The following is a 10,103-nucleotide window of genomic DNA, read 5'->3' on the forward strand; positions in this document are numbered from 1 at the left end:
CATGAAGGTCATCGGCCGGGCCGGCATCGGGGTCGACAATGTCGACATCCCCGCCGCCACCGCCGCCGGCATCGTGGTGATGAACACCCCCTTCGGCAACTCGATCACCACGGCCGAACACGCCATCGCCATGATGTTCGCGCTCGCCCGCCAGCTCCCCGCCGCCGACGCCTCCACCCAGGCCGGCAAGTGGGAGAAGAACCGCTTCATGGGCGTCGAGGTCTACGCCAAGACCCTGGGCCTGATCGGGGCCGGCAATATCGGCTCCATCGTCGCCGACCGGGCCCTCGGCCTGAAGATGAAGGTCGTCGCCTACGATCCCTTCCTGTCGCCGGAACGGGCCGTGGAGCTGGGCGTGGAGAAGGTCGAGCTGGACGAGCTGCTGGCCCGGGCCGACTTCATCACCCTGCACACCCCGCTCACCGACAAGACCCGCAACATCCTGTCGGCCGAGAATCTGGCCAAGACCAAGAAGGGCGTGAAGATCGTCAACTGCGCCCGCGGCGGCCTGGTGGACGAAGCCGCCCTGCGCAAGCTGCTGGACGAAGGTCACATCGGCGGCGCGGCCTTCGACGTCTTCGTGGAAGAGCCGGCCAAGGAAAACGTCCTGTTCGGGGCCGAGAACTTCATCGCCACCCCGCACCTGGGCGCGTCCACCGCCGAGGCCCAGGAGAATGTCGCCCTGCAGGTGGCCGAGCAGATGAGCGACTATCTGCTCACCGGCGCCGTCACCAATGCGCTGAACTCCCCCTCGGTCACCGCCGAAGAGGCCCCGCGCCTGGCGCCCTTCATCGCGCTCGCCGGCAAGCTCGGCGTCTTCGCCGGCCAGATGGTGGACTTCGGGGTCAAGGCCATCGACATCGCCTATGAGGGCGAGGTCTCCAAGCTGAACGCCAAGCCGCTGACCGCTGCGGCCCTGGCTGGCGTCCTGCGCCCCATGCTGGGCGACGCGGTCAACCTGGTCTCGGCCCCGGCCGTGGCCAAGGAGCGCGGCATCACGCTGTCGGAGTCGCACCAGGAAGACTCGCCCATCTATGAGACCCTGATCCGCATCACCGTCACCACCGAGAAGGGCAAGCGCTCCTTCGCCGGCTCGGTCCTGGCCGGCACGCCGCGGGTGGTGGAGGTCAAGGGCATGGACCTGGACGCGCCCTTCGGCCCGACCATGCTCTATGTGAACAACGAGGATAAGCCCGGCTTCATCGGCGCGCTGGGCGTCATGCTGGCCGAGGCGGGCGTCAATATCGCCACCTTCAACCTGGGCCGCGTCTCGGCCGGGGACGACGCCATCGCCCTGGTGGGCGTCGATCAGGTGCCGAGCGATGAGCTGATGGCCAATATCCAGGCCCTGCCCCACGTGAAGGAAGCGCGCACCCTTCGCTTCTGATCGCCTTGCCAGGCGGCGGCGTCCAAGCGACGCTGCCGCCATGGCTGGCCCCCCTGACGAAAAACACTCCCGCACCGTGCCCGGCGGGCGCGGCTACTGGCGGACGCAGCGCCTCTGGGCGCTGGCCGAAGGCCTGCCGGTCGAGCAGGTCCCGCTGAGCGACATCGCCGAGTTCGATCTGGACTGCTGGTTCCAGGGCCGCCACACCCCCAGCATCCGCGAGGTGGCCGGCCACGCCCGGCGCATCTTCAACGCCGAGCTGGCCTATCCGGTGATCCTGAACGCGCAGGGCCAGCTGATGGACGGCGCCCACCGCCTGGCCAAGGCCTGGCTGGAGGGCCGCACCCACATCGCCGCGGTGCGCTTCGCCCAGACCCCTGAGCCGGACTGGATCAAAACCGACGCCGACACATAGTCCCCCGGGAGCGCCCTCGGTTTCTCGAGGGTCGGCGGGTTCAGGTCTTAGAGCTTAGAGCCTGATGCGGCGCCGGCGAGCCTGTTTCCCGAGCCAGCCTGTGGTAATGCGCCGCCTACGGACGATCAGCCCCACGGACGCCCCCTTTGGCCAAGACGACACTCGACAAGGACCTGGGAAAGGTCACGCGCCTGCAGAGCGCCACCCAGGACATCTCCCGCCAGATCGCCCTGCCGGGGCTCTCGGTGCTCTTCCTGGTGGGCGTCACCGTCTTCGCCACCCTGGTGGTGGCCGATGGGCCGCTGGCGGTCTACGCCATCGTCGGCGCGGTGGTGGCCGGCTATCTGGCGCTGAATATCGGCGCCAATGACGTGGCCAACAATATGGGGCCGGCAGTGGGCGGCAAGGCCCTGCCCATGGCCGGAGCCCTGGTGATCGCCGGAGTCTGCGAGGCGGCCGGCGCGATCCTGGCCGGCGGCGATGTGGTCTCCACCGTCTCCAAGGGGATCATCACCCCGCCGGCGGATCTCGCCACCGTCGACTTCATCCTGGTGATGACGGCCGCCCTGTTCGCTGCGGCGGTGTGGATCAACCTGGCCACGGTGATCGGCGCGCCGGTCTCCACCACCCATTCCATCGTCGGCGCGGTGCTGGGCTCCGGCGTCGCCGCCGCCGGCTTCGGGGTGGTGGCCTGGCCGACGCTGGGGGCCATCGCCGCCTCCTGGGTGATCTCGCCCGTGCTGGGGGGCCTGGTGGCCGCGGGCCTGCTGGCCCTGATCAAGTTCACCATCCTGTTCCGCCAGGACCGGATCGCCGCGGCCCGCACCTGGGTGCCGGTGCTGATCGGCCTGATGAGCGGGGTCTTCACCCTCTACATGCTGACCAAGGGCCTCAGCCGCATCTGGGCGCCCTCGGATCGGACGGCGCTCACCCTGGCCGCCGTCATGGCCCTGGCCGGCTGGCTGGCCGCCCGCCCCTGGATCGTCCGCCGATCGGCCCTGATGGAGAACCGCCGCAAGGAGGTCAGCCGCCTGTTCGTCCTGCCGCTGATCTGCGCGGCGGGCCTGCTGTCCTTCGCCCATGGCGCTAACGATGTGGCCAATGCGGTCGGCCCCCTGGCGGCCATCGTCAGCGCCGCCCAGACCGGATCGGCGGCCACGGGAGGCGACGTGGCCCTGCCGCTCTGGGTGCTGGCCATCGGCGCGGTGGGCATTTCGCTCGGCCTGGCCCTGTTCGGCCCCCGTCTGATCCGCACCGTGGGCGAGAAGATCACCAAGATGGACGCCATGCGGGCCTATTGCGTGGCCCAGGCCGCGGCCATCACCGTGCTGGCCGCCTCCAGCCTCGGCCTGCCGGTCTCGTCCACCCATATCGCCATCGGCGGCATCTTCGGGGTCGGCCTGCTGCGCGAACTGCTGACCAATCGCGGCATCCGCCGGCGGCCCAATGGCGGCGTGGTCATCGAACCGCCGCCCATCGCCGCCGCTCCGCCGACCCCGGAGCAGGCGGCTCGCCAGCAGGAGAAGACCGAGAAGCGCCGCCTGGTCCGGCGCCGCCACGCCTGGGGCATAGCCGCAGCCTGGGTGATCACGGTGCCGGCGGCAGGGGTGTTGTCGGGTGGGCTCTACACCCTGCTCAGCGCCCTGATCCGGCCTTGAGGCGGCCGCCCTTGGCCGCGCCCTTGCGGAGCTTCTTGCCCTTGCCCGGGACCTGAGCGGTCGCGTCCTGTTTCGGCGTCGGGCGGGCGGCCAGATCTGCGGCGGCGGTCTGCAACATCTCGCCCAGGGCCGCGTCCCCCAGCAGGGCGATAGCGGTGTCGAGGTCAGCCCACCGGCGCTGGCGCTGGGCCTTCTCGGCCCACCGGTCGAGCTGGCGGGTGACCTCCAGCAGATAGAGGGTGACGGCGATGGTCTCGGTCTGGTCGCCGCGGATCCGCCGGGCCGTATAGGTTCCCAGGGGCTGATCGCGGACCACGCCCTCGACGCCGGCCTCTTCCAGGGCCTCCTGGGCGGCCGACTCCCAGGGGGTGCGGCCACGCATCAGCCCGCCCTTGGGAAACAGCCATCGCCCGGTGCGCCGCGAGGTGACCAGCAGGAAGACCGGCCCGTCCTTGGTCAGGCGATAGGGCACGGCCCCGGCCTGCGGGGTCGGCGCGGTCGCGGTCTCCGGGAACGGGCCGCGCCACCAGTGTACGAAGCGCCTGAGCATGGGGTCCGGTCATCGACGGCCAGGGGCCAAGTCGCAAGCCCCTCCGCCCATAATTCCCTGATTCCCTCTTCGGCTCCCCGAAAGGACCGCCCATGGAGCGCTAGATCCGGGCGGGCAGCACCACCTGCATGTCCTCATAGCCCTTGACGAAGATCGAATAGCTCCGCTTGGGCTCGGCCAGGACCTGGATGTCGGGGAAGCGCTTCATGATCTCCTCCCAGATGATGGTCAGCTGCAGCTCGGCCAGGCGATTGCCGACGCAACGGTGGATGCCGAAGCCGAAGGACATGTGCTGGCGCGGCCGGGGCCGGTCGATGATGTAGGCGTCGGGGTTGTCGATCACCGTGTCGTCGCGATTGCCCGAGACGTACCACATGGCCACCTTGTCGCCCTCGCGGATGGTCTTGCCCTCCATCTCGAAGTCCTGCGTCGCCGTCCGCGCCATATGCGCCAGCGGCGTCTGCCAGCGGATGGTCTCCGACACCATGGACGGGATCAGGTCGGGATTTGCCCGCAGCTTGGCGTACTGGTCGGGGTTCTGGTTGAGCGCCAGGACCGACCCGGAGATAGTGTTCCGCGTCGTGTCATTGCCGCCGATGATCAGCAGGGCGACATTGGCGTGGAAGTCGGCCATCGACATGTTCCGCGTCTCCTCCCCATGGGCCAGCATGGAGATGAGATCGCCGGTGGGCTCGGCATTGACCCGTTCGTTCCACAGGCCGGTGAAGAAGCCGAAACAGTCGGCCATGGCCTGGCGCAGCTCGGCCAGGTCCGCCACCGGCCCATGCCCCGGCGCCGTGGTCATGGCGTCGGACCAGAAGGTCAGCTTGCGCCGCTCCTCGAAGGGGAAGTCGAACAGGGTCGCCAAGGTCATGGTGGTGAGCTCTTTCGAGACCCTGTCCACCCAGTCGAACTCTTCGCCCACCGGCAGGCTGTCGAGGATCAGGCCGGCCCGCTCGCGGATCAGCGGCGCCATCACCGACAGCGCCATGGGCGAGAGCGCCGGGCTGACGGTCTTGCGCTGCACGTCGTGGCGCGGCGGGTCCATGGCGATGAAGTTGGAGCCGGACTCCGCATTCGGATCGCGGAACCCCTGGGCGGCCTTGGCCGTCAGGGTGATGCCCTTGGCCGAGGAAAACACCTGGTGGTTGGAATCCACCGCCAGGATGTCGTTGTAGCGGGTGATCGACCAGTAGGCGCCGTAGTTGCTGTCGGGCGTGTAGTGGACCGGCGACTCCTTCCTAAGCCGCTCGAAGGTCGGCCACATGGCGTCGTCGCGAAACAGCGAGGCCCGCGCCGGATGCAGCTCCTCGATCGGCGTCTCATAGGCCAGCTTGCGCGCGGCCGCCCGCTTGTCGCGCAGCACGTCCACATATCCATCGGCCATGACCGGTCTCCTGCCCTTGAAGGACGGCGGCTCTTAGCGGCCCCGCGCCCGAAACGTTTCCAGCCCCCATGGAGCCCAACCAAACACCGTTCACCAAGGGAAATGTGGGTGAGGCTTATGAGCCAGCGCCGTTGGTCGCTCAGCCGCTCGCGCCAAGCCACCGCCCCCGGCCAGACGTACGTCTCAGTTCTTCATAAATAGAAGCGGGCTCGCCGGAGGCGTCTAGCGAACCTTACCCGGCGCTTTTTCTGCTCCAACAAAATTCAGTTTGCGTGCCAATAGTTTTATAATTAAGCGTTAATGGCGGGAATTATCCCGCTGAGCGGGGGCTCCATGTCAATCTTCAAAACTGTTATTTCCGCTACATTTGTAGCGCTCATTCTCGTGGGTTGCGCAAGCCGCGCCAGTTCTGTCGCTCCGGTGTCTATTTCTTCCGGAGACTATGCGGGGCTGGCCTGCACAGACGCGCGCGCGGACCTGCTGTTGGCCCGCGAGAAGGAAAACGCGCTCACGCGTCGTCAGAACAATGCGGCCACCGCGGACGCCGCGAGCGTCTTCCTGTTCCTGCTGCCGCTGGGCTCCGTCTTCGGCGCCGACGTGGAGGGCGAATTGGCTCAGGCCAAGGGGGAAACCCTCGCGCTTGAGCGACATGTCCGCACGGCCTGCTAGGTCTTGATGGGGCGGAGCCCTGCTCCGCCCCACGTCGCCTGGCCAGCTGCGCTACGGCCTCGGCTCAGACGGCTAAGCCGCCCGGCGGGCGACGTAGCGGCCGACCCTTGGGCGTCCAAGTCACCGATGATATCCTAATCATTCTGATTAGGAGTGATGCGATGGCGACGTCGACCAAGGTGGTGACCGCTCATATTCCCCTGGAGCTGGCCGATAAGGTCGAGGCGGCGGCCCTCCGGCTCGACCGGTCGCGGGGCTGGATCATGAAGCAGGCGCTGGCCGCCTGGGTCGATCAGGACGAGGCCCGTCACCGCATGACCCTCGAAGCCCTCGAGGACGTGGACGCGGGGCGGGTCATCGATCAGCAGGCGATCCTGGCCTGGGCTGACAGCCTGACCGCCGATGCGCCCCTCCCCGCCCCGACCAAATGAGGATTCAGTGGACCCGCAGCGCCGCCTCGGACCTGACCCGCCTGCACGACTACCTCCAGCCCGTGGCGCCAGAGGCAGCGGCGCGGATCGTTCAACGCCTGGCAAGGGCGCCGGATCGGCTACGCGATCATCCGCAGATGGGCGAGCAGCTGGAGGCCTACGGTCCGCGGGACGTCCGCCGGATCATCGTCGGCGACTATGAGCTGCGCTACGAGGTCACCCCTGAGGCGATCATCGTCCTGCGGCTCTGGCATGGCCGAGAGCATCGCAGCGCAACCTGAAAATGGAGAAATGGCGCACCCGACACGATTCGAACGTGTGACCTTTGCCTTCGGAGGGCAACGCTCTATCCAGCTGAGCTACGGGTGCTTGGCGCCTGAGGCGGAGCGGGTTTCTAGCCGAAAGGCGGCGGGACCGCAAACGGGTTTGGGGGCCGGCGCCGGGCGCGTTTAAGCGACCAGCGGGGCCTTGTCGGTGGTGAGGTCGACGAAGACGTCCTCCAGGCTCGGATCCTCGGTGGCGATGTCGCGGATGCGCAGGCCAGCAGCCCGGACGGCGGCCAGCACCTGCTCCACGCTGGACTGGCCGGTGCGATAGGTCACCTGGAAGGCGCCGCCGTTGCGCAGCTTGGTCTCGAAGCCCGGCAGGATCGGGGCCTGGATCACCGGCTCCTCCGGCGTCACCAGGACGGCGCGGGTGTCCAGCCGGCCCAGCAGGGTGGCGGTGGATTCACACGCCACCACTTGGCCGCGGTTGACGATGGCGATCTGGTCGCAGAGCTCCTGGGCCTCCTCCAGATAGTGGGTGGTCAGCACGATGGTGACGCCCTTGCGGTTCAGCTCGACCACATAGTTCCAGAGCTGGCGACGCAGCTCTACGTCCACGCCGGCGGTGGGCTCGTCCAGGATCAGGACCGGCGGGTTGTGCACCATGGCCTTGGCCACCATCAGCCGGCGCTTCATGCCCCCCGACAGCTGGCGCACATAGGCATTGGCCTTGTCGGCGAGGCCCAGCGCCGCCAGCAGCTCGTCGGTGCGGCGCTCCTTGCGGGGCACGGCGTACATGCCGGCCTGGACCTCGAGGGACTCCCTGGGGGTGAAGAAGGGGTCGGCGGCGATCTCCTGGGGCACCACGCCGATGGCGGCCCGGGCGTCCCGGGGCTGGGTGTCGATGTCGCGGCCCCAGATCTTCACCGAGCCCGAGGTCTTCTTGGTCAGGCCGGCCAGGGTGTTGATAAAGGTCGACTTGCCCGCGCCATTGGGGCCCAGCAGGCCGAAGATAGAGCCCCGGGGGATGGCCAGGTCGATCCCGCGCAGGGCCTTCATCTCCGGCGTGGTCTTGGTGGCCGGATAGGTCTTGACCAGGCCTGTGGCCTCGATGGCGAATTCCGGAAGATCCATGCCGTCCCCTTGAGCAGCGCGCACAAAGGGTTTGCGGCGCGATCATTGACGGGCCAAGCCCGCCTCGCATACCTAGGCGCGAGCGGCGCCTGCGCCAAGCTTCCGTGCGGAGATTTCCCCCTATGGCCCGTCCGATCGAAAACCGCGGCGTCCAGGTCCAGGCCGGGCCTGAGCCCATGCCGGCCAAGCCGGCGGTGACGGCGCTGACCGCCTCGGCGCGGCCGGCGCCCGAGGTGGTCTATGTGCGCACCGGCCGCATCGCCTGCGACGGGGTCGGCGGGGCGCTCGGCCATCCGCGGGTCTGGCTGGAGATGGGCGGGGCGACCTTCGTCGAGTGCCCCTATTGCGACCGCCGCTTCGAACTGGCCCCCGAGGCCGGCGAAGGCCCGGAGAACGAGCGCCTGGCGCCCGGCGTCTACGAAGGCCCCCACGGGCACTGAGGCCCGGCCTCTTCTGGCGCACGCCGTCTCTCCCATCCCCAACTCTCACCGTCATGCTCGGCCTTGTGCCGAGCATCCCTGTTGTTGACGGGCGCAAGCGTCGCGAGGGATCCTGGGCACAAGGCCCAGGATGACGGTTGAGGATTGTGCGAACGTCGCCGTCGCCCGTCGCGCCGCAGGCGTTTTCAAGATTGAACCACAAAGGGCACGAAGTTCACCAAGAATGGCCGGAGCCCCTTCGTGCCCTTCGTGGTCGAGCCTTCTAACGGCGCGGCGCGCGGCTCAGACCACCGGCGCCACGGCGGCCGGCACGCGGCGGGACGCCCGCCACAGGCCGTAGGCGAAGACGCCCGCCCCGATCCAGATGAAGACGAAGGACGCCATGTTCAGCGGGGTCAGGGCCTCGCCCTGCAGCACGCCGAGCACGAAGGTCATGGACGGGGCCAGGAACTGCATGAAGCCCATGGCCGACAGCGGCAGGCGCCTTGCGGCCCAGGCGAACAGGACCAGCGGAATGGCCGTCGCCGCCCCGGAGAAGATCAGCCAGGCGGCCGGGGCGATCCCTTGGGTGAAGTGGTCGGCGCCGGCCTGGGCCAGCCAGATGGCGAAGACCGCGCCGGGAATCCCCAGCAGCAGGCATTCGATGAACAGGCCGGTCTGCGCATCGGCCGCCACCCGCTTGCGCACGATCCCATAGCCGCAGAACGAGGCCGCGAGCGTCAGCGAGACCCAGGGCAGCCGGCCCAGCGCCAACGCCTGCAGCGCCACGCCCACGACGGCCAGGCCGATGGCGATCTGCGCCGTGCGGTCGATCCGCTCCCGGAACAGGAGGGCGCCGGCGGCCATGTTGAGCAGGGGATTGATGAAATAGCCGAGGCTGGTCTGCAGCACCCGCTCATTGTTCACCGCCCAGATGAAGACCACCCAGTTGGCTGCGATCAGCAGGGAGGACACGGCCAGCAAGCCCAGCACCCGGGGCTTGCGGAATACGGCCAGGGCCTGGCCCCCCTGCCCGGCCATCCAGACGAACAGGCCGGCGATGGGAATGGCCCAGAAGGTGCGGTGGGCCAGCGTCTCCCAGGGGCCGACGCCATAGCCGCCGATCACCTGGAAGACGAGCGGAATGAAGCCCCAGATCAGATAGGCCATCAGGCCGGCGGCAAACGCGATCGGCGGCGGGGAAGGCGGCGTCTGGAAGGGCGGCGTCGGGGCCACGGCGCAGGCTTTCAGCTGGAAGGAATCGACGCCGCTGGGGCGCGGCCCCTTACCTAGGCCTTCGGCCAGGCTTCACAAGCACAGACCGGGGCCGGACTGGCGGGAAGCGGACATGCAAATGGGCGACCGCGGAACGGCCGCCCATTCGTGTCGGTCGAAAGTCGTTCGAGACTAGGCGATGGCCTTGGTCCTGATCAGGCCGCGCTCGTCCAGCAGCTGGGCGATCTGGATGGCGTTGAGCGCCGCGCCCTTGCGCAGGTTGTCGGCCACCACCCACAGGTTCAGGCCGTGCTCGACTGTCGGGTCGTTGCGGATACGGCTGACGAAGACCGGGAACTCGCCCTGGGCCTCCTTGGGCGTCATGTAGCCGGTGTCGTCGCGCTTATCGATGACCACCAGGCCGGGGCTGTCGCGCAGCAGGTCGCGGGCGTCGTCCTCATCCAGGGGCTCGTGGAACTCGATGTTCACCGCCTCGGCGTGACCGACCATGACCGGCACGCGCACGCAGGTGACCGTCAGCTTGATGGCCGGGTCGATCATCTTGTGGGTCT

General features: G+C 68.5%; 12 protein-coding genes and 1 tRNA gene. 7 read left to right on the forward strand and 6 right to left on the reverse strand.

The window, feature by feature from the left end:
- The 3 genes from serA to Q7S93_RS02910 all read left to right on the forward strand — a co-directional run.
- A partial coding sequence (gene serA / locus Q7S93_RS02900) for a phosphoglycerate dehydrogenase (RefSeq protein WP_304712077.1) occupies nt 1–1,387 on the forward strand: 1,387 nt, incomplete at its 5' end.
- 40 nt (nt 1,388–1,427) lie between these two features.
- A complete protein-coding gene (locus Q7S93_RS02905; RefSeq protein ID WP_304712078.1) occupies nt 1,428–1,802 on the forward strand; it encodes a hypothetical protein in 375 nt (124 codons plus the stop codon).
- Nucleotides 1,803–1,948: 146 nt separating this feature from the next.
- Nucleotides 1,949–3,460 carry an inorganic phosphate transporter gene (locus tag Q7S93_RS02910; protein ID WP_304712079.1) on the forward strand — a complete coding sequence of 504 codons (1,512 nt, stop codon included), beginning with the start codon at nt 1,949–1,951 and terminating at the stop codon, nt 3,458–3,460.
- On the opposite strand, the gene Q7S93_RS02915 is transcribed toward Q7S93_RS02910, so the two are convergent.
- Together Q7S93_RS02915 and Q7S93_RS02920 are read right to left on the reverse strand one after the other, a co-directional pair.
- Nucleotides 3,438–4,010: an NUDIX hydrolase gene (locus Q7S93_RS02915; protein WP_304712080.1), complete on the reverse strand. Its 573-nt coding sequence runs from the start codon at nt 4,008–4,010 to the stop codon at nt 3,438–3,440. The two genes, Q7S93_RS02910 and Q7S93_RS02915, sit on opposite strands and share 23 nt — an antisense overlap.
- Nucleotides 4,011–4,110: 100 nt before the next feature.
- On the reverse strand, nt 4,111–5,397 hold the full coding sequence (locus Q7S93_RS02920) for a cytochrome P450 (RefSeq protein ID WP_304712081.1): 1,287 nt from the start codon (nt 5,395–5,397) through the stop codon (nt 4,111–4,113).
- A gap of 333 nt (nt 5,398–5,730) precedes the next feature.
- On the opposite strand from Q7S93_RS02920, the gene Q7S93_RS02925 reads away from it, so the two are divergent.
- The 3 genes from Q7S93_RS02925 to Q7S93_RS02935 all read left to right on the forward strand — a co-directional run bounded on the left by Q7S93_RS02925 (nt 5,731) and on the right by Q7S93_RS02935 (nt 6,778).
- Nucleotides 5,731–6,066 carry a hypothetical protein gene (locus tag Q7S93_RS02925; protein WP_304712082.1) on the forward strand — a complete coding sequence of 112 codons (336 nt, stop codon included), beginning with the start codon at nt 5,731–5,733 and terminating at the stop codon, nt 6,064–6,066.
- Nucleotides 6,067–6,227: 161 nt separating this feature from the next.
- Entirely contained in the window at nt 6,228–6,497 is a 270-nt protein-coding gene (locus Q7S93_RS02930) for a CopG family ribbon-helix-helix protein (RefSeq protein WP_304712083.1), read from the forward strand.
- Nucleotides 6,494–6,778, forward strand: a complete 285-nt coding sequence (locus Q7S93_RS02935; protein ID WP_304712084.1) for a type II toxin-antitoxin system RelE/ParE family toxin — start codon at nt 6,494–6,496, stop codon at nt 6,776–6,778. The genes Q7S93_RS02930 and Q7S93_RS02935 overlap by 4 nt, the downstream gene beginning before the upstream one ends.
- Before the next feature lie 11 nt (nt 6,779–6,789).
- On the opposite strand, the gene Q7S93_RS02940 is transcribed toward Q7S93_RS02935, so the two are convergent.
- Both Q7S93_RS02940 and Q7S93_RS02945 read right to left on the reverse strand, forming a co-directional pair.
- Nucleotides 6,790–6,866, reverse strand: a tRNA-Arg gene (locus Q7S93_RS02940).
- 80 nt (nt 6,867–6,946) lie between these two features.
- Nucleotides 6,947–7,897 (reverse strand): ABC transporter ATP-binding protein, encoded by a 951-nt coding sequence (locus Q7S93_RS02945; RefSeq protein WP_304712085.1) that lies wholly within the window; start codon nt 7,895–7,897, stop codon nt 6,947–6,949.
- Nucleotides 7,898–8,019: 122 nt separating this feature from the next.
- Here Q7S93_RS02945 and Q7S93_RS02950 point away from each other — a divergent pair, with 122 nt between their 5' ends.
- Nucleotides 8,020–8,337, forward strand: coding sequence for a zinc-finger domain-containing protein (locus Q7S93_RS02950; protein ID WP_370652053.1), 318 nt, complete (start codon nt 8,020–8,022; stop codon nt 8,335–8,337).
- Between the two features lie 282 nt (nt 8,338–8,619).
- Here the strand turns inward: Q7S93_RS02950 and rarD are convergent, their stop codons facing one another.
- Nucleotides 8,620–9,552 (reverse strand): EamA family transporter RarD, encoded by a 933-nt coding sequence (gene rarD, locus Q7S93_RS02955; protein ID WP_370652054.1) that lies wholly within the window; start codon nt 9,550–9,552, stop codon nt 8,620–8,622.
- Between the two features lie 171 nt (nt 9,553–9,723).
- A partial coding sequence (locus Q7S93_RS02960; protein ID WP_304712086.1) for an Asd/ArgC dimerization domain-containing protein occupies nt 9,724–10,103 on the reverse strand: 380 nt, incomplete at its 5' end.

Origin of the sequence: Phenylobacterium sp. (assembly GCF_030646615.1) — a bacterium.
Lineage (GTDB): Bacteria > Pseudomonadota > Alphaproteobacteria > Caulobacterales > Caulobacteraceae > Phenylobacterium.